The following is an 18,899-nucleotide window of genomic DNA, read 5'->3' as shown; positions in this document are numbered from 1 at the left end:
GGAGCGGAAGGTCAATCTCTTCCATGCTGTGCGTTCGCTAGTGGCAGTTGACCGCACCGGGGCCATAACACGTCAGCCCGGGCTCGGTCGTGGTTGAGCCGCCGCTTTCCACAGGTGCAAGCGGGGCGACCCCGCTGACTTGCGAGGAACTCACCTGCGCCGGCGAACTGACCTGCGACGAACTCACCTGCGCCGGCGAACTCACCTGCGACGAACTCACCTGCACCGGCGAACTCTCCTGCGACGAACTCACCTGCGCCGGCGAACCCACCTGCGACGAACCGACCGGCGACGGCCCGCTAACCGGCGGCGCGCCTGGAAGCGGCTCGCTGACTTGCGGGGAGCCGCCGCTGGAACCACAAGGAGCGTTCGGCGGACAGTTGATGCCCTCTGCCGGCGGTTGCCCCTGCAGGACCGGCGCGCCCTGTGCTGGCGCCGGGTTCCTGTATTCCGGCGGGATTACAACCGGGGTGTTTACCGGCGTGAGGCGGCCGTCAGGCCCATATTTCTGCATGGTCCAACAGGTTGGGTCGTCGCGCGCTTTGAATAGACACCCCGGGCCGCCCCAAACCGAAACGGGTTGACCTGGCTGGGCTGGCGGTGGGCCCTGCGCGACGGGCGCTTGGCCTTGCGCGACGGGCCCTTGGCCTTGCGGGACAGGCCCTTGGCCTTGCGGCACAGGCGCTTGGCCTTGCGGGACCGGCAGCGGGGGCGCGACGATCACCGGCAGCACGCCTTCCGGTGGGGCCGGGTTCACCGGCGGAGGCGCCACGGGTGGCGGGATGGGGTTGGCGCCGGCCGGGTTCTGTTCGGCGGGCTGATCTGCCGGCCCGGGCAGCAGCTGAGCCGGGACGCCGCCGTTATCGCCGCTGAGGCCCGGCGGTATCGGCGGTTGGCCATTCGGGGCCAGCGGTTGACGCGGCTGGTCCTGAGGCGGCGCTTCCACGACCGCCGGCGGTTGTGCGTTGGGCTGCGGGTTGATCAAGGGACCGCTCGCCGACTCGGGCGAGATGCCGACACACGACGATGCCGCGGAGGCGGGCACGCACGGCCGGTGGTAGCGCTGCCAGGCCAGAGATCCAGAACCCACGACGAGAGCCGCTAACAAGACGAGTGCCACCGGGGTTGTGACGGCTCGCAGCACCCGGTTGCCCGTGCCGAGGGTGGTGTCAAATTCGCCGATCATTGGTGCTCTCGCAGAGTCGCGAGCAGCGGTGCCACCAGTGGTGTCGTGTTGTCGCGCTCGCCGAGACGCTGAGCCGACGGGGGCGTTGACTCGCCGTGCGGCTCAGGCGCTGTGGCGGGGCGCCTGATGTAGTCGGGTTGGCGCACGAGACGGTCGATGTAGCCGATCAGTGCGTCGGCGCTGACGGTCTCCGCATGAATGCCACTTTGGGTCCATTCGATGGTCATGAGGTCGCTGACTCCTGCTTGCAGGCAGGTGAAACCGAGGTGTTGGGGGCGGCTATGGTCATCGAGGCTGACATTTTGGAGCTCGACCACCGTGTTGATGCGCAGGAAGTGCTCGGCCAGGGACTCAGTCATTCCGACAGGTTGGGCGGCGGCTCCCGTGACGGCGATCAGGTTGCGGCGCGCTAGCTGCTCGATCGAGCCATCGAGACGGGCAGCCGCGGTGGTTGGCTCGGTATCACAGGCGCGCGCGATGGCATCCACGAACCAGAACCCACCCGTGGGTGGGTTGGCCAGCACGTTCCTAACGGCTTGGAGACTCAGCGACGGGACGGATGGGGTCTCGCCCATCGCCAGCTGGCCGAACGTGTGGCGCCGGTGCAGGTCGATCAACGCTGCGAGCACGAAGGCGTCCTGGATAGACAGGTCGAGGCTCACTTCCAGTCCGCGTAACCGGCTGCGCCCGACAACCCCGGCGACGAAGTCGACCAACTCGTCGCTGCGGGCTGGGTCCTCGAGTCGGAGCATCTTGTCCATGGATGCCGCCGAGAGGGCGACTCCGTGGCCGTTCGACACGAAAACGATTGTCTGCACAAGCATTCCGCCCACGACGACAGTGACCGCTGTCTTCCCGGTTGCGCTCGCGATCGCGGCCAGTGCCGACCGTAGGTTCGCGGGCATCCGGTTGTCGTCGGTGACGCCCAGCTCGCGCAGTTCGGCGCGCTGCGTTCCAGTGACGGTGACCTCTACGTCGTTCCATGGGGAGAGCGGACCATGCCAGCCGTCCAGCCGGGCGCCCAGCGCCCTGAACGACTCCTCGTCGAGGTCGATGAGGACGGGCTCTGCCGCTAATCCGGGTTGGTTCATGGCCTTATCCCTCGCCGCCGTTGATTACTCGTATCCCTGATCGATTACATGGCTCTCGGCTTCGCCTGTGAGCTCGTTTCCCATTCCTTTCGCGACACCCACGGCTACCCCCACCCGGGGCGCTGAATATTGAAGGCCAGCCTTGGCGGCCTGCTCGGCGAGTGGGTGCTCTGCCTGTTGGGCCGCCGAGATCAGGCTCGACACTGGGGCCTTTGGACCGACGCCGTAGGTGGGGACATTGCAAGGGATTTGGTTGTACATGAAGGTAAGCGAGGTGTCGGCAACAACGTGCCACCCGATCTGGGAAGCCGACTGACCCTCCGCGATGCCACCCGCAGTGTCCTTGACCGCGCCGTACGCATAGTTGACGGCCCGCCCGGCCGGGCCAGTGAAGTTGCTTAGGACATTGACAGCGGTATCGGCGCCCTTGGACACAAACCAGGCGGCGTTGTAGAGGTAGCCCCAGCCGGTCGATGCCTGGTTGAGCGATTGGGCCGCCGCCTCGTCCAGCTTGTGTTGGCGCTCTAAGTCCGCTCGCCGGGCGGCCTTGTCCGCATCGTCGGCTGATTGGGTCGCTGACGGGGCGTCACCCGGCGGTGCTCCGGTGCCAGGGCCTGTTGGCGGTGCGCCCGTCGCAGGGCCTGCGGGTGTGGGTCCCGGGGGCGGGTCGGAGACGCCACCTCCCGAGGGGCTCTGTGCGGCGGTCGCTGCCGGCGCACTCACGCCGACGCCGCCCGAGGCGTCCGCCGCGGCGGCCGCAGCGCCCGCCAAGGCGCCGGCGAGTGCACCGAGGCCTCCGGAAACCGCGCCCACTAGGGAGTTGATCAGCGTGGCCGGGTCGGCCATGCAGCTCAGCCCGGCGGTGCACGGGCAGTCCGGTGATGCGCCGGTATCTGCAAACGCTTGTGATGCGGTGCTCACCCAGGCCAGGAAAAGCAGGGGTCCGAGCGCCACCAGCAATGCGCCCGTCGATGGCGGCCCGATGCGGCTAAGAGTCAGCGCGAGGACCGCGAGGACGGCGACCACGATCAATTTGATGGCGGTGCTGGGGATTAGGAAAGCCGCCACCAATGCGCCCGCCGAACCGATCGTTCCTACGGTTACTCCGGTCGCTCCGGCTATCTTGGCTCGCCGGGTCGGGGAGAATCGTGCCGTTAGGCGCGACCACGCCCGGGCCAGGAAAGCCGACACGATGCTGCCGATGAAGCCCGGGGCGATGGTCAGCAGTCCGATGGCGACAACCAGCCCGACAGCCGGTGATAAGGCTACCGCTAGGAGCATGGCGAGCGCGGCGCCCCACAACAGGTGCACCCGTGCCGCGTGATCGCGGTGAATCAAGCCGCCCAGCGCGAGCGGGAGCCCTTGCAGTTCAGTGAAAAACCGCCGTGTGCCCACGGCATGCCAGTAGCTGGCTAGGCCGAAGATCAGCATGCCGCACAACGCCCAGAACAACCCGCCGTAGATGAAGTTGCGTGAACCGGTGGCCGCGGACCCAACGGGAACGCGGTGAGGGCCCCGATACAGCGCGGCGATCAGCCACACATTCCAGGCGTAGCTGAACGCGCCACCAACGAGGACAGTGGCCAATGCGGTGACTGGATGGTCGCGTAGCCAGGCGCGACACCACCCCGCGAGCTGCCTCAGTGATGGCGCCGACGGCGGCGCCAGCGGCGTAGTTACCGGCGATGCCCAACCCGGGCCGAGCGCGGCTTCGACCTCGCTGCCGGTCTCCCGGCCGCTTGTGGCAATGCTCGGCGCCGCTCGGGCGGTGTGTCTGGGCGCATATGACCGATGCACCCTAGTCCGTCTAACCATCGCAAACCAACTCTGATTTGCCAACAATGCTGCTGAACACGGCGATTGTAGGCCCGCGGCAGCCGTGCGGGGTCTTTTTGGCCAGAACGGGCCGATTAGGGGCTCAGGGCTGCGAGGGGCCGCGCAACCGTCGCCACCGCTGGGGCCTGGGCGTCGATGAAACCCCTGGTTGTGCGGGCGAGACCGAGCGCGGTCACAAATGACGGCGACGCGGCGGACGCCCGCCTGATCGCGTGGAAACGAACGTTTGCAAGGCGCTGTGTACGTGCTGGTGAGGGCATACCCTTTGCCTATGTATGCAGTCGTCGCACCGCAGGTATGGGAGTCAGTATGTTCACTGTAATTTCGATAGCAAAAATTATCGCTGCCGTAAGCCTCTCCGCCGCGGCACTTTTCAATGTGTCGGGATGCAGCGTTCGGCATCTTGCGCTGAGGAGCGTGTGGCGATTGCGCGCCGGCGCGAAGGCTTGGAGCGAATCCTCAGCTTGGTGCACGGGGTTGTGAGCAGTTTTGCGCAAGAACGTCATCTCAGAAGGAGTTATAGCGGCGGGCCAGTTCAGGTGACTCATGATGGTGGATCCATAGAACGGAGGATCGCTGTTTCGATGGACGGTCAGGACGGGACGTTCGTGAATTATCGCGTCGAGGCTCGCGATCCGGACGAGTTCGTCCTATTCGCCGACGGAACCGATGTGTGGCGTGGCACGAAGGACCCGAGCGATTCGCCCCTACGTGACACGGCAATTCTCGCCGCCGCGGGGCGCTTCGTCGCCGATAGCACGGACACGTAGGTGTGCGCGTGTGTCCTTCACAAAGCTCGAAGAAATCGTTAGCGTTGCGAATGTTCCCAAACGTGTTCCCAACGGGCACGAAAACGGCCCTCAGAGAGATTCTCTGAGGGCCGTTCCATTTAGTAGCGGGGACAGGATTCGAACCTGCGACCTCTGGGTTATGAGCCCAGCGAGCTACCGAGCTGCTCCACCCCGCGTCGGGTAAACCCCAGGTTACCGAAGGGATAGGTCCACATCCAAATCGCCTGCTGCCCGCCGCGCAAAACAGTTACTTGGCGGATTGGTACTTGCTCATCGCATCGTCGAGCCGCTGCAGCGCCTGGCCGTACTCCGCGAAGTTACCGCTCTGCTGAGCCTGCTTGACCGCGTCCAGCGCAGCGTTGACGTCTTGCAGCGCAGCGGCTTTGGCCGCCGACAACTGCAAGCCACCACCACCCGGCGGGACGGCCGCTATCGGCGTCGGAACCTCCGGAGCTTGACCCGGCGTTGGCGGCGGTACAGCGGCGGGCGGTCCACCATCCGTCGGCGGTGGCGCGGCCGGCGGTTGCCCGGCGGGCACGTCCGTCGGTGCCGGACCCGTCGCCGTCGCGCCTGCACCCTTGCCGAACAGCTTGTCCAGCGCGTCGCTCACCGTCGGCCCGTAGCCGACTCGGTCGTTGTACATCATCGCCACGCGGATCAACCGTGGATACGACGACGCCGCGTCACTCGCGCCCGGCGACGCATACACCGGTTCCACATACAACAGTCCGCCCTGCGCCACGGGCAGCGTCAGCAGGTTGCCCCACCGGATCCGGTTCTGGTTGTCACGGCCGATGACACCGAGGTCCTGCGACACCGCGGTATCCGTCGTGATCGCGTTGTTCGCCAACTTCGGACCGTTGACCTGACCCGGGATCGTCAACACCGTGATCTTGCCGTACGTCGCCGGATCCGAACTCGCGCTGATGTACGCGGCCAGGAAGTCACGCTTGAACCGGTTCATCGCGCTCGTCAGCTGGAACGACGACGAACTGTCATTGGCCGCAAGGTCTTTCGCGACGATGTAATACGGAGGCTGATAGCTGCTCGCCGTCGGGTTCGGGTCCAGCGGGACATCCCAGAAGTCCGACGTCGAGAAGAACGTCACCGGATCGTTCACGTGGTACTTGGCCAGCAGCTGCCGCTGCACCTTGAACAAGTCCTCGGGATACCGCAAGTGTTCCTGCAACTCCGGCGAGATGTCGCTCTTCGGCTTCACGGTGCCGGGGAACACCTTCATCCACGCCTGCAGCACCGGATCCTTCTCGTCCTGCGCATACAGCGTCACGGTGCCGTCGTATGCATCGACGGTCGCCTTCACCGAGTTACGGATGTAGGACACCTGCTTGTCCGGCGCCAGCCGGTTGAACGCCACCTCGTTCGAGTCGGCCGTCGCGGTCGACAACGACGTCAGCTCCGAATACGGGTAGTTGTCCAGCGTGGTGTAGCCGTCGACGATCCACACCATCCGCTTGTTGACGATCGCCGGGTACATGCTGGTGTCGGTGGTCAGCCACGGCGCCACGGCCTGCACACGCTGCGCGGGATCGCGGTTGAACAAGATCTTGCTGTTGGAACCAATCACATTGGAGAACAAGAAGTTTCGCTCGGCGAACTTCGCGGCGAACACGGTACGGGCCAACCAGTTCCCAACCGGCACTCCCCCGGTGCCGCTGTAGGTGTAGTTCTTGGTCTCCGTGTTGGTTTCGTAGTCGTATTCGCGGTCGGCGCCGGTCTTGCCGACGATCGCGTAATCCGCCGCGGTGTTCGCGATGACCGGACCGTAGTAGATCCTCGGCTGATCCAGCGGCGCCGGCCCAGGCGAGATCACACTGCCATTCGCGCCGACCACACTGGCCAGGAATTCCGGATATCCGCCATTCTGGTTGGGGTCGTTCGCAATACCGCGCACCGTGTTGGCGGGCGAGGCGATGAAACCGTTGCCGTGGGTGTAGACGGTGTGCCGGTTGATCCAGTCGCGCTGGTTGTCGATCAGCCGGTCTGGGTTGAGCTCGCGGGCCGCGACCACATAGTCGCGCAGGTTGCCGTCGGGCCCGTTGTAGCGGTCGATCGACAGCTGGTCGGGGAAGTAGTAGAAGTTCTTGCCCTGCTGGAACTGCGTGAAGGCTGGGCTGACGATCGTCGGGTCGAGCAACCGGATGTTCGACGTCGTCGCCCGATCGGCGGCCACCTGCTGTGGGCTGGCTTGGGTGTTTCCGCTGTAATCGCGGTACGTCACCGTCTGCTCAGTCAACCCGTAGGCCTGCCTAGTGGCGGTGATGCTGCGACTGATGTATTCGCTTTCCTTTTGCGCCGCATTGGGTTTGACGCTGATCTGCTCGACAACCGTCGGCCAGCCCCACCCGACGATCAGCGACGACAACAGCAGCAGCGCCACGCCGATAGCCGGGATCCGCAAGTCGCGCAACACAATCGCGGAGAACACCGCGGCCGCGCAGATCACCGCGATCGTCATCAGGATCAGCTTGGCGGGCAGCACGGCGTTGATGTCGGTGTAGCCTGCGCCGGTGAACGGCTTGCCGCCGCGAGTGTGGCTCAGCAGCTCGTAGCGGTCCAACCAATACGCCAGCGCCTTCAGCAGCATCAAGATGCCGACCAGCGTGATCAGTTGAATGCGAGCCGAGCGGCTCAGCGCCCCAGTGCGCCCAGACAGGCGGATTCCGCCGAACAGGTAGTGGCCCAGCAGGTTTGCGATAAACGCCAGGAACGTCGCGACGAACAGGTAGCTCAAGACCAGCTTGTAGAACGGCAGGTCGAACGCGTAGAAGCCGAGGTCCTTGCCGAACTGCGGGTCGGCGATTCCGAAGCTGCCGCCGTGAAGGAACAGCTGCACGCGCACCCAATAGCTCTGCGCTACGGCGCCGGCCAAGAAGCCGACGATCGCGGGGACACCGATGCCCACCAGCCGCAGCCGGGCCATGACCGCGGTGCGATAACGGGCCACCGGATCGTTGGGACCGTTTGTCGGCACGAACACCGGGCGGGTGCGATAGGCCAACGCCAGCGCGGCGAAGACAATCGAGCCGATCAGCGCCCACACCACCAGGAACAGGATGATCCGTGTCACCAGCACGGTCGTGAACACATTGCGGTAGCCGAGCTCGCCGAACCACAGCCAGTCCACGTAGGCGTCGATGAACCGCGGGCCCGCCAGCAGCAGCACCACGACGGCCAGGGCGACCACGATCAGGATCCGGCTACGCCGCGTCAGCTTCGGCATTCTCGCCGCGGGCCGCATACCCACTCGTCAACTCCAGTCTTGGCTGTGGAATGTCGTCGGATGACGTGCCACAACTCTACGCACCGCTTTCGCGGCAATTCCTCAGCAACGGGGAGGTTCGCCACCAGCGGAAAGCGCATGTAACCCGTCGACCGCCTGACTCAGGGTATCCACCTTGACCAGCTCCAGGCCGTCCTCGTGCGCCGATTTGGCCTCGTCGCAGTTGTCGGCGGGAACCAGGAACACCGTGGCACCGGCTTCCTTGGCGGCGAGCATCTTGTGCGTGATGCCGCCGATCGAGCCGACCTTGCCGTCGCTGTCGATGGTTCCGGTGCCGGCGACGAACTTGCCGTCGTTCAGGTCGCCGGTGGTCAGCTTGTCGACGACCGCGAGGGAGAACATCAGCCCGGCGGACGGTCCGCCGATGTTGGCCAGGTTGAAGTCGATCGTGAACGGCGCCCACGGAGCGTCGAGCACCGCGATGCCGAGGTATCCGCTCTCGCGCTCGGGATTGCGGCCCAGCGTGATCGTCGCAACTCCGGCCGGGGCGTTCTTGCGGCGATAGTCGAGCACCACGGTGTCGCCGGGCTTGGTGTTCTTCATCAGCTCCTGGAACTGGTCCAGGTTGGCGACCGGCTTGCCGTTCACCCCGTCGATGGCGTCGCCGGCCTGCAGCTTGCCCGCGGACGGGCCAGGATCGTTGACCTTGTCGACGGTGACGGCCGATGGGTACTTGAGGTATCCGAGCGCGGCGTATTCGGCGCTGTCCTCCGAGCGTTTGAAGTCGGTGTTGTTGGCCTGGTCGATCTCGTCCTTCGACTTGTCCGGCGGATAGACCAGATCACGCGGAACCAGCTGCTCACGGCCCGACATCCACAACATCAGCGCCTGGGCCAGCTTCAGGTCGTCGCGCTGCGACACCGTCGTCATGTTCAGATGCCCCGATGTGGGGTGGACGTCCGGGCTGTCGATGTCGACGACCTTCTTGCCGTCGATCTCGCCCAGGGTGTCGAAAGTCGGGCCCGGTCCGAGCGACACGTAGGGCACCGTCACCACCACCATCAGCGCGCCAAAGGCCATGATCGGCACCAGCGCGACGAGCAGCGTCATAATCCGCCTGTTCACGGCGACCACAGTAAAGGTTCACGCTGTATGTCATTGGCTCCAGGCGAGCCAGGTTCACTTAAAGCGTGACCCGCGGTCCCGCACGCTGGGCCGCTGGTGAGTACGGTTGAGGGCATGGCTGACCTGCCTTTCGGCTTCAACGCCGGGGACGACCCCGAGCGTGACAAGCGCAAGAAGGATCCCGATTCGGGTTCGGGTTCAGACCCGTTCGGTCTCGGCGGCGGGTCCGAATTCGACATGTCCGATCTCGGGCAGATCTTTACCAAGCTCGGCGAGATGTTCAGCGGCGCCGGCAACGTGATGACCGGTGGCAAGCAGTCCGGCCCCGTCAACTACGACCTGGCCCGGCAGCTCGCGTCGAACCAGATCGGCTTCGTCGCGCCGATTCCCGAGAAGACCAGCGCCGCGATCGCCGACGCCGTGCACCTGGCCGAGACGTGGCTGGACGGCGTCACGGCCTTGCCGGCCGGCACCACCAAAGCCGTGGCGTGGACACCCACCGACTGGATCGACAACACGCTCGACACGTGGAAGCGGTTGTGCGACCCGGTGGCCGAGCAGATTTCGACGGTGTGGGCGTCGGCGCTGCCCGAGGAGGCCAAGAGCATGGCAGGCCCGCTGCTGGCGATGATGTCGCAGATGGGCGGTATGGCTTTCGGCTCTCAGCTCGGTCAGGCGCTGGGCAAGCTGTCACGAGAAGTGTTGACCTCCACCGACATTGGGCTGCCGCTGGGCCCGAAGGGCGTCGCCGCGCTGATGCCCGAGGCGGTCGAGTCGCTCTCAGAAGGACTTGAGCTGCCGCGCAGCGAGATCCTGACGTTCCTTGCCGCGCGCGAGGCCGCGCATCATCGTCTGTTCAGCCATGTGCCGTGGCTGGCCAGCCAGCTGCTCAATACCGTCGAGGCCTTCGCCAAGGGCATGAAGATCGACATGAGCGGAATCGAGGAGATCGCCCAGGGATTCAATCCCGCATCGCTGACCGACCCGTCGCAGATGGAGCAGCTGCTCAATCAGGGCATCTTCGAGCCGAAGGCCACGCCCGAGCAGACGGCCGCGCTGGAACGACTCGAGACGCTGCTCGCGTTGATCGAGGGCTGGGTGCAGACGGTCGTCTCGGACGCGCTCGGCGACCGGATTCCCGGCACGTCGGCGCTTTCGGAAACACTTCGCCGGCGGCGCGCGACCGGCGGGCCCGCCGAGCAGACCTTCGCGACGCTGGTCGGACTAGAGCTGCGGCCGCGCAAACTGCGTGAGGCCGCGGCGCTGTGGGAGCGGGTCACGGAGGCCGTCGGCGCCGACGCACGCGACGCGGTCTGGCAGCACCCCGATCTGCTGCCCAGTGCCGAGGATCTCGACGAACCCGCAAGTTTCATCGACCGGATGATCGGCGGCGACACCAGCGGCATCGACGAGGCGCTGGCCGACCTGGAAAAGGGCTCGAAAAAGGGCGACGACGACCCCGACGAGTGAGCCCTGTGGATAACTGAGCGGGGATCCCCGCTGTCCGTGGGAGAGTCGGTCCATGAGGCGCTATGCGCTCAATCCGGCCATGCCGGTGTTGTCGCGCCCCGACGGCGCCGTGCAGGTGGGCTGGGATCCGCGGCGCGCGGTGCTGGTGCGCCCGCCGTGCAGTTTGACCGCCGCGGCGCTCGCGGAGCTGCTGAGGACCATGCAATCGGGCGCGACCCTGGCGCAGCTGAACTCGCGCTTCGGCATCGACACCAGCGAGCTCGTCGCCTCACTCGTCGATGCCGGAGTCGTGACATCGGTTGACCGCCGGCGCACCCGATCCGCGTCGATCCGTATCCATGGACGTGGCCCGCTGTCTGATCTGCTCACCAGTGCGCTGCGCTGTTCGGGCGCACGATTGACTCACAGCAGTCTGGCGAAAGCGGCGCCGCCCGAAACGACGGATTTGGTTGTGCTGTCTGATTTTCTGGTCGCCGATCCGCGTGTGGTCCGCGAGCTGCACGCCGCCCGCGTACCGCACCTGCCGGTGCGGGTGCGAGACGGCGCCGGTCTGGTTGGGCCGATGGTGATCCCCGGCGTGACGAGTTGCCTGGATTGCGCGGATCTGCATCGCAGCGACCGCGACGCGGCATGGCCAGCGGTCGCGGCGCAGCTGCGCGGGACCGTCGGCAGCGCCGATCGCGCCACCGTGCTCGCGACCGCGGCGCTTGCGCTCACCCAGGTCGACCGGGTCATCCATGCCGTGCGCGACGGCCTTGGCGTCGACGAGTCGGCAGAACCGCCCCCGACGTTAGACACCACGCTGGAATTCGACGTCAACGCGGGCGCGATCGTGTCGCGCCGATGGTCACGCCACCCCCACTGCTTCCAGTGCTCACTGTGAAAACGTTTGTTGCCAAGTCGTGGGGGTCGGCTCAGATTCGTCATGGATGATGGTCTGGTGACTGACATCAAGCGGGGCCGGGCCGCTCGCAACGCCAAGCTGGCGAGCTTGCCCGTCGGCATGGCCGGCCGGGCCGCGCTGGGCTTCGGTAAACGGCTGACCGGCAAGTCGAAGGACGAAGTCAACGCCGAGTTGATGGACAAGGCGGCCCAGCAGTTGTTCACCGTGCTCGGCGAGCTCAAGGGCGGCGCGATGAAGGTCGGCCAGGCGCTGTCGGTCATGGAGGCGGCGATTCCCGAGCAGTACGGCAAGCCGTACCGCGAGGCGCTGACCAAGCTGCAACGTGAGGCGCCGCCGCTGTCCGCGGCGAAGGTGCACCGAGTGCTGGACGCGCAGCTGGGCACCAAGTGGCGGGAGCGGTTCGAGTCCTTCGACGACACGCCGGTGGCGTCGGCCAGCATCGGGCAGGTGCACAAGGCCGTGTGGCACGACGGCCGCGAGGTCGCCGTCAAGATCCAGTACCCCGGCGCCGACGAGGCGCTGCGCGCGGACCTGAAGACCATGCAACGGATGGTCAGCGTGCTCAAGCAGCTCTCCCCCGGCGCCGATGTACAGGGCGTTGTCGATGAGCTGATCGAACGCACCGAGATGGAACTCGACTATCGGCTGGAGGCCGATAATCAACGCGCGTTCGCCAAAGCCTATGAGGGACATCCGCATTTCGTCGTCCCGCACATCGTGGCCAGCGCGCCGAAAGTCGTGATCCAGGAATGGATCGAAGGCATCCCGATGTCGGTGATCATCCGCGAGGGCACTCAGGAACAGCGAGACCTGATGGGCGCCAGGCTTTTCGAGCTGACCTACGACGCGCCACGGCGGCTCGAGATGATGCACGGTGACGCGCATCCCGGGAACTTCATGCTGCTGCCCGGCGACAAGATGGGCGTCATCGATTTCGGGGCGGTGGCGCCTCTGCCCGGCGGGATTCCCATCGAAATCGGCCTGTCGACGCGCTATGCACTCAACGACGACTACGACAACCTGCTGGCGACCATGCAGAAGATCGGGTTCGTCCAGAAGGGCGAGCAGGTGTCAAAGCGCGAGATGGACGAGATGATGAAGCAGTACGTCGAGCCGCTCGAGGTCGAGGTGTTCCACTACACACGGAAGTGGCTGCAACGGATCACCGCCGTGAACATGAAGCCCGACCGTGCCGCAGGCCAGATCAGGGCGGCTCGGCAGATGGACATTCCCGCCAAGCTGGCTATTCCGCTGCGAGTGATCGCCTCAAACGTCGCGATCGCCTGCCAGCTCGACGCTCACATACCCGCCAGAAGGCTTGCCACAGAACTGATTCCGGGCTTCGCCGAAGAAGCGGCGTAGGGAAAACCCGGCAGCTACGCGGCCGCCGGGCTTTCCTCGTTCTTGCGTGGCCGTCCACGCGGACGCTTGCGCGCGATGATCATTCCGCGCTCGATGATCTCGCCGCCCCAAACACCCCACGGCTCCTGGCGTTCCAGAGCCGCGGCAAGGCACTCGCGCCGGATCGGGCAATCCATGCACAACGCCTTGGCGCGTTCGAGGTCGCGCGGGTTTTCGGCGAACCACAAGTCGGGGTCGCCGACATGACACGGCACCGACAGCATCGTTCTCTCACGGCATGTCCGGGTCGACATGTCAGTCCTCTGCTTCCTGGTCGTTGTTTTTGTCGGCCATCTGTCTTGGATGGATCTGCGACCAGGTTTTCGGTGTCCGAAAAAATAAAGGCCACGGATCCTTGACTGCGGGTCCGTGGCCTTTCGGCTAGATCGAGGCTCTACCTAAGTGTTGCCCCAATCCACGGACTTGCCAGTCGCGGCGGCGGTGCGGCGCTTGCGCTGCGTCGGAATGGCAGCGGCCCAGCCGGCGTGCGCCATAAACGCGGGATGCGCCGCGGCGGCGGCGGCCTCGGCGACGTGGAGGGTCCGCGACATGCCGGCAACGCCTACGCCGGTGAACGCGTTGATGTTCGCCATGATCTCGGCCCCCTCCTTTCGTTGACTAGTCACGCAATTACGTGATCTTGAGGCTAGAGCCTAACAGGCAGCGCCGACAAGCGATTTTCTGACCAGCGCCTTTGGCGCGATCTTTACGAGGTTTGGCAGCTTGGGTCGCTGCTGTCCGGCGGACAGGCCGGCGCGAGGGTCACCGCTGGCATGTCGCCGGGTATCTGCGGCTTGATCGGGAGCGGCGGAGCCTGTGTCACGACTGGAGCTGTTTCGATACCGGACGGGATCTGCCGGGTGCCCACTGAATTCCCGGACGGCGCCACACAACCGCCGTCGCCTTTCCATACACCGCCGGAGTCCTCACAACACCACTTGAGCCGAGAGTCGATGTCTTCGAGACTGCCGCCCTGGCCCGGGTTGTATTTCTTCAAGCAGTCTTCATACCTCTCGATGTCCCATGTTCCGCCGCCGTTGTTCGGCTCAGCGACTGCGACGGGCGCCGTCGCCGCACCTCCGAACGCGACAGCAGTAGCCGCAAGTGCGGTACCGGTGCTCAACAATGCACGTCGAACGTGAATGGTCCTTGCCATGGCACTTCCCCCTGATATTCGCGACGCGGCCGCCTTCAATGCCTCCCCCGCAGGCAACCGATTCCCGCGCTCTCCTCAGTGATGGGAGAAGTGTGCGCTGGAATCCAGGAACAGGGGAGTGTTTTCGCAGAATCTGTCCAGGTCAGACGCTATTTGTGGACGCAAACAAATTCGGTGGTTACGTTGCTCGGCTTTTGACCATCGCGAGCACGTCGGGCCCGTATTGCTCGAGCTTGCGCGCGCCGATACCTGGGATCGCGACCAGCGCCGTCTCGTCGGTCGGCAGCGTCTCCGCGATCGCGATCAAGGTGTTGTCGGTGAACACCACATACGCCGGCACGTTCATCTCCTTGGACGTCCGCAGCCGCCATTCCTTGAGCTCGCCAAGTAGTTCCTCGTCGATGTCCGACGGACAGGACTCACAGCGCCGCAGCATGATCGCCGGCGGCGTGGTCAGCGTGCCGTTGCAGACGCGGCACCGCGGTGTGGCACCGCGCTGGCGTCGGGGCCGGTTCGGGGTGGCGTCGCTCGGCGACTGCGGCGCGATGCCGTTGAGGAACCGCGAAGGCCGTCGACCCTGCCGTCCGCCAGGCGTTCGAGCCAGCGCCCAACTGAGCGCCAAATGTGTTCGCGCCCTTGTGATTCCGACGTAGAGCAGCCGACGTTCCTCTTCGACCGGTTCACTGTCCGGTCCGTGCGCCAGCGCGTGTGAGATCGGCAGCGTGCCGTCGGCCAGCCCGACGAGGAAGACCGCGTCCCATTCCAGACCCTTCGCGGCGTGCAGCGACGCCAGCGTGACGCCCTGCACTGTCGGTGGGTGTCGCGCGTCGGCGCGCTGGCGCAGTTCGGCGATCAACGCGCGTAGGTCCAGCGACGGGCGGAGCGACACTTCCTCGTCGACCAGTTCGGCCAGCGCCGTCAACGCCTCCCAGCGTTCCCGCGCCCTGGTGCCGGCGGGTGGTTCGGCCGTCAGACCCAGCGGCTCGAGCACCGCGCGCACGACCTCCGGGAGTTCCCCTTCGACGTCACGTTCGGCCGCGCGTTGCAGCGCCAGCAGCGACTGCCGAATCTCCTGGCGGCTGAAGAAGCCTTCGCCGCCGCGCACCTGGAACGGGATGCCGGCCTCGGTGAGCGCTTCCTCGTAGACCTCCGACTGAGCGTTGATGCGATACAGGACCGCGATCTCCGCAGGCGCCGTGCCCGATTCGATGAGGTTCTTGATGCTCTTGGCGACCGCGGTGGCCTCGACAACCTCGTCGGGGTGTTCGGTGAACGACGGCGCCGGGCCGGCGTCGCGCTGGCCGATCAGGTGCAGCTTGCTTCCGGCCATCCGGCCGCGGGCGGCGGCGATGACGCGGTTGGCCAGAGACACCACTTGCGGCGTGGACCGGTAGTCGCGTTCCAGGCGTACGACCGCCGCGTCGGGGAAGCGCCGCGAGAAGTCGAGCAGGTAGCGCGGCGTCGCGCCGGTGAACGAGTAGATGGTCTGGTTGGCGTCGCCGACGACCGTGAGGTCGTCACGGCCGCCCAGCCACGCGTCGAGCACCCGCTGCTGCAGCGGCGTGACGTCCTGGTACTCGTCGACGACAAAGCAGCGATACCGATCGCGGAACTCCTGAGCCACCGCCTCGTCGTTCTCGATCGCCGCGGCGGTGTGCAGCAGCAGATCGTCGAAGTCGAGCAGCGCCATGCCGTCGTTGCGCGCCTTGAGCGTCTCGTACCCGGCGTAGACCGTCGCGATCTTTGCCGCGTCGAACGGGATGTCACGGCCAACCTGCGCGACCGCCGCGGCATACGCCTCGGGGCTGATCAAAGACGCCTTGGCCCACTCGATTTCGCCGGCGAGGTCACGGACGTCGTCGGTGCTCGTCGACATGCCGGCGCGGTTCGCGGCCTGGGCGACAACCGAGAACTTGGTGTCGAGCAGCTGCCATCCGGTGTCGCCGACGACCCGCGGCCAGAAGTACGCGAGCTGCCGACGCGCGGCGGCGTGAAACGTCATCGCCTGCACCGAGCCGGTGCCGACACCGTCGTCGAGCGCACGCAACCGGACGCGCATCTCCCCCGCCGCGCGCTGCGTGAACGTCACCGCGAGAACCTGGCTCGGTGCGACATGTCCGGCCGCGACGAGGTTGGCGATGCGGCGCGTGATGGTTCGGGTCTTACCCGTCCCCGCGCCGGCCAGCACACACACCGGACCGCGGGCGGCAAGCACGGCCTCGCGCTGCTCGTCGTCGAGGTCAGCCGTGATCAGTTCACGCGCGCTGGAGGGCGCCTCGACCGACATGCGCTCCATCATGTCAGCGACGGCCGACAAAACCGGGGCGCGCGCCGGGCATGTTGGAGGGATCCGATACGTTGAACGGCTTATGAGCGCTGTGACCATGTACACCACCTCGTGGTGTGGCTACTGCTTTCGCCTGAAGAAGGTGCTGAAGGCAGAAGGCATCGAGTTCGCCGAGGTCGACATCGAGGCCGATCCCGCCGCGGCGCAATTCGTGGCGTCGGTCAACCGCGGCAACCAGACCGTGCCGACGCTGAAGTTCGCCGACGGGTCGACGCTGACCAACCCGAGTGCGAAGGAAGTCAAGGCGAAGCTCGCAAGCTAGCTTCTGGCGAACAGACGCAAAACGCCCCAAAACCTCGGCGTGTCGGGGACTTTTACGTCTGCTCGCGCAGGAAAAGTTAATCCAGCGCGGCCCAGGATTCGATGATTTCCCGGGCGATGGATATCGATCCCGGCAGCAGCAGTCGCGACGGCGAATCGCTGCTCCAGTCGCCGTGGTCCAGGGCGTCGCGAACCTCGGCGCGGGTGAACCAGGCCGCCTCCGCGATTTCGCCGTCGTTGAACGAGAATTCCTGCTCCGGGTCCCCGATGGCGTGGAAGCCGACCATCAGCGACCGCGGAAACGGCCACGGCTGGCTGCCGAGATATGTCACGTCGGTCACCGTCAGCCCGATTTCCTCGGCGATCTCGCGGACCACACACGATTCGAAGGACTCGCCGGCCTCGACGAACCCGGCCAGCAGCGAGAACAACCGCTCGGGCCACACGGTCTGACGGGCCAGCACCGCGCGGTCGTGGCCGTCGTGAACCAGGCAGATCACGGCAGGGTCGATACGCGGAAACTCTTCATGGCCGTTCGCCGCGTTGACGCGCGCCCAGCCGCCTTTGACCGACTTGGTCGGCGCGCCGTCGATCGCGCTAAACCGTGCGCTGTCATGCCAATTCAGCAGCGCGGTGGCCGTCGCTACGAGCTGCGCGCTGACGTCGTCGAAGATGTGCCCTGCGCGTCGCAGATCGAGCACCTCGGTTTCGGCGTGGGCGTCTTCAGGGCCTTCGAGTGCGGCGCGGATCGCCCACACGTGACGGCCGTCGGCCAGCCGGCCGAGGAACACGGCGTTCTCCGGCGGTTTGTCGGCGAGCTTGGCGGCCGCACCGAGGACGACCTGGCCGCCGGAGATCAGGACCTGATTGCGGCGGTCGACGCGCAGCAGCAGCGCATCCGGCCAACCGGCGACGGCCGCATCGATGTCGGTACGCACCGTGTCGGCGCGGTCGGCACCGACACGGGACAGCAGCGGGACCTTGCGAAGCTGAAAGCCGAGCGTCATCTCTCGGCGTCCGCACTGCGGATGTACAGCAGCCGGTCCCCCTCCTCGAGGGCGTCGACGGCGGGCTCGTCGACCCGCAGCAGGTGACCGTCGCGTACGACGCCGAGCACGAGGTCCGTCAGGTGCCGCGGCGAGCCGCCGGTCTCCTTCGGGGTGACCTCCCGCTCGGCGATCGCGAAGCCGGCGTCGGGTGTCAGAAGGTCTTCCATCATCTCGACAACGCTCGGAGTCTGGGTGGCTATGCCCAGCAGCCGGCCCGCGGTCTCCGACGACACCACCGTCGAGTCGGCACCGGATTGGCGTAGCAGGTGCTGGTTTTCGGCTTCGCGGGCCGCGGCGATGATCTTGGCGTTGGGGGCGAGCTCTCGTGCAGTCAGCGTGACGAGTACCGCGCTGGCATCGTCGTCGGTGGCGACGATGATCGACTTCGCGTGTTGGGCGCTAGCGAGCCGCAGCACTTCCGACTTGGTGGCGTCGCCGTGCACGGTGACCAGTCCGGCGCTTTTCGCCCGCTCCAGCGACGTGGCGTTCTCGTCGACGACGACGATGTCGGCGGGCGCGACCTCGTCGCCGACCATCGCGGCGACGGCGGACCTGCCCTTGGTGCCGTATCCGATGACGACGGTGTGGTTGCGCACTCTGTTCCTCCATCGCTGGATCTTCAATGCCTGGCGCGACTGCGTCGTCAGCGTTTCCACCGTGGTGCCGATCAACACGATCAGGAACGCGATGCGCAGCGGCGTGATCACCAGAACGTTGATCAACCGCGCCTCAGGGGTGAACGGGGTGATGTCGCCGTATCCGGTGGTCGATAGGGACACCGTCGCGTAGTACAGGCAGTCCAGGAACGACAGTGGGTTGTCCTGCACGTCGCGGTAGCCGCCGCGGTCCAGATACACGATAAGGACCGCCGCGAACAGCGCCAGCGTCGCGTAGATGACGCGCCGGAAGATGCGCTGACCAGGGCTGATGAACGGTTCGGGGATGCGAAGGATCTCGACGAGCGCAGCGTCGGGCCGCGAGGTGAGGTTCTCCTCGACCGCGTCGAGGCGGCGACGCAATCTACCTTTGGCCACGAGAACC

The 18,899-nt window shown here is 66.0% G+C and carries 16 protein-coding genes and 1 tRNA gene; 5 read left to right on the top strand and 12 right to left on the bottom strand.

Features of this window, described 5'->3' with window-relative positions:
• Window positions 1-37: 37 nt before the first annotated feature.
• From ACWW36_RS16835 to ACWW36_RS16825, 3 genes are read right to left on the bottom strand one after another with little or no spacing between them, the layout of a single operon-like run.
• Complete coding sequence (locus tag ACWW36_RS16835; RefSeq protein WP_456137136.1) at window positions 38-1,186, bottom strand: hypothetical protein; 1,149 nt, start codon at window positions 1,184-1,186, stop codon at window positions 38-40.
• Window positions 1,183-2,277: a hypothetical protein gene (locus tag ACWW36_RS16830; protein WP_456137135.1), complete on the bottom strand. Its 1,095-nt coding sequence runs from the start codon at window positions 2,275-2,277 to the stop codon at window positions 1,183-1,185. The genes ACWW36_RS16835 and ACWW36_RS16830 overlap by 4 nt, the downstream gene beginning before the upstream one ends.
• 24 nt (window positions 2,278-2,301) lie before the next feature.
• Complete coding sequence (locus ACWW36_RS16825; protein ID WP_456137134.1) at window positions 2,302-4,074, bottom strand: hypothetical protein; 1,773 nt, start codon at window positions 4,072-4,074, stop codon at window positions 2,302-2,304.
• A 623-nt stretch (window positions 4,075-4,697) separates the two neighbouring features.
• On the opposite strand from ACWW36_RS16825, the gene ACWW36_RS16820 reads away from it, so the two are divergent.
• Window positions 4,698-4,883, top strand: coding sequence for a hypothetical protein (locus tag ACWW36_RS16820; protein ID WP_456137133.1), 186 nt, complete (start codon window positions 4,698-4,700; stop codon window positions 4,881-4,883).
• Between the two features lie 123 nt (window positions 4,884-5,006).
• Here the strand turns inward: ACWW36_RS16820 and ACWW36_RS16815 are convergent.
• The 3 genes from ACWW36_RS16815 to ACWW36_RS16805 all read right to left on the bottom strand — a co-directional run bounded on the left by ACWW36_RS16815 (window position 5,007) and on the right by ACWW36_RS16805 (window position 9,270).
• Window positions 5,007-5,080: transfer RNA gene (locus ACWW36_RS16815), tRNA-Met, on the bottom strand.
• Window positions 5,081-5,151: 71 nt separating this feature from the next.
• Window positions 5,152-8,169, bottom strand: coding sequence for a UPF0182 family protein (locus ACWW36_RS16810; protein WP_456137132.1), 3,018 nt, complete (start codon window positions 8,167-8,169; stop codon window positions 5,152-5,154).
• A 78-nt stretch (window positions 8,170-8,247) separates the two neighbouring features.
• Window positions 8,248-9,270 carry a YlbL family protein gene (locus ACWW36_RS16805; protein WP_456137131.1) on the bottom strand — a complete coding sequence of 341 codons (1,023 nt, stop codon included), beginning with the start codon at window positions 9,268-9,270 and terminating at the stop codon, window positions 8,248-8,250.
• 96 nt (window positions 9,271-9,366) lie between these two features.
• Between ACWW36_RS16805 and ACWW36_RS16800 the strand changes: the two genes are divergently transcribed.
• The 3 genes from ACWW36_RS16800 to ACWW36_RS16790 are packed head-to-tail and all read left to right on the top strand — an operon-like array spanning window position 9,367 to window position 13,006.
• Window positions 9,367-10,740 (top strand): zinc-dependent metalloprotease, encoded by a 1,374-nt coding sequence (locus ACWW36_RS16800; RefSeq protein ID WP_456137130.1) that lies wholly within the window; start codon window positions 9,367-9,369, stop codon window positions 10,738-10,740.
• A 52-nt stretch (window positions 10,741-10,792) separates the two neighbouring features.
• Window positions 10,793-11,623, top strand: a complete 831-nt coding sequence (locus ACWW36_RS16795; RefSeq protein WP_456137129.1) for a TOMM precursor leader peptide-binding protein — start codon at window positions 10,793-10,795, stop codon at window positions 11,621-11,623.
• 42 nt (window positions 11,624-11,665) lie between these two features.
• Window positions 11,666-13,006 carry a macrolide-binding ATPase MABP-1 gene (locus ACWW36_RS16790; RefSeq protein WP_456137128.1) on the top strand — a complete coding sequence of 447 codons (1,341 nt, stop codon included), beginning with the start codon at window positions 11,666-11,668 and terminating at the stop codon, window positions 13,004-13,006.
• Window positions 13,007-13,020: 14 nt separating this feature from the next.
• Here ACWW36_RS16790 and ACWW36_RS16785 read toward each other — a convergent pair whose 3' ends face one another.
• The 4 genes from ACWW36_RS16785 to ACWW36_RS16770 form a co-directional block, all read right to left on the bottom strand.
• Window positions 13,021-13,299 carry a WhiB family transcriptional regulator gene (locus tag ACWW36_RS16785; RefSeq protein WP_456137127.1) on the bottom strand — a complete coding sequence of 93 codons (279 nt, stop codon included), beginning with the start codon at window positions 13,297-13,299 and terminating at the stop codon, window positions 13,021-13,023.
• Window positions 13,300-13,443: 144 nt separating this feature from the next.
• Window positions 13,444-13,671: a hypothetical protein gene (locus ACWW36_RS16780; protein ID WP_456137126.1), complete on the bottom strand. Its 228-nt coding sequence runs from the start codon at window positions 13,669-13,671 to the stop codon at window positions 13,444-13,446.
• Window positions 13,672-13,751: 80 nt separating this feature from the next.
• Window positions 13,752-14,201: a hypothetical protein gene (locus tag ACWW36_RS16775; protein ID WP_456137125.1), complete on the bottom strand. Its 450-nt coding sequence runs from the start codon at window positions 14,199-14,201 to the stop codon at window positions 13,752-13,754.
• 178 nt (window positions 14,202-14,379) lie between these two features.
• Complete coding sequence (locus ACWW36_RS16770; protein WP_456137124.1) at window positions 14,380-16,488, bottom strand: ATP-dependent DNA helicase UvrD2; 2,109 nt, start codon at window positions 16,486-16,488, stop codon at window positions 14,380-14,382.
• Between the two features lie 82 nt (window positions 16,489-16,570).
• On the opposite strand from ACWW36_RS16770, the gene mrx1 reads away from it, so the two are divergent.
• Entirely contained in the window at window positions 16,571-16,810 is a 240-nt protein-coding gene (gene mrx1, locus ACWW36_RS16765) for a mycoredoxin Mrx1 (protein ID WP_456137123.1), read from the top strand.
• Window positions 16,811-16,886: 76 nt separating this feature from the next.
• Here mrx1 and nudC read toward each other — a convergent pair whose 3' ends face one another.
• Both nudC and ACWW36_RS16755 read right to left on the bottom strand, forming a co-directional pair.
• A complete protein-coding gene (gene nudC, locus ACWW36_RS16760) occupies window positions 16,887-17,816 on the bottom strand; it encodes an NAD(+) diphosphatase (RefSeq protein WP_456137122.1) in 930 nt (309 codons plus the stop codon).
• On the bottom strand, window positions 17,813-18,892 hold the full coding sequence (locus ACWW36_RS16755; protein ID WP_456137121.1) for a potassium channel family protein: 1,080 nt from the start codon (window positions 18,890-18,892) through the stop codon (window positions 17,813-17,815). The genes nudC and ACWW36_RS16755 overlap by 4 nt, the downstream gene beginning before the upstream one ends.
• Window positions 18,893-18,899 lie beyond the last annotated feature (7 nt).

The organism is Mycobacterium sp. MMS18-G62, from assembly GCF_053877835.1.
This window is presented reverse-complemented; position numbering and strand designations above follow the sequence as displayed.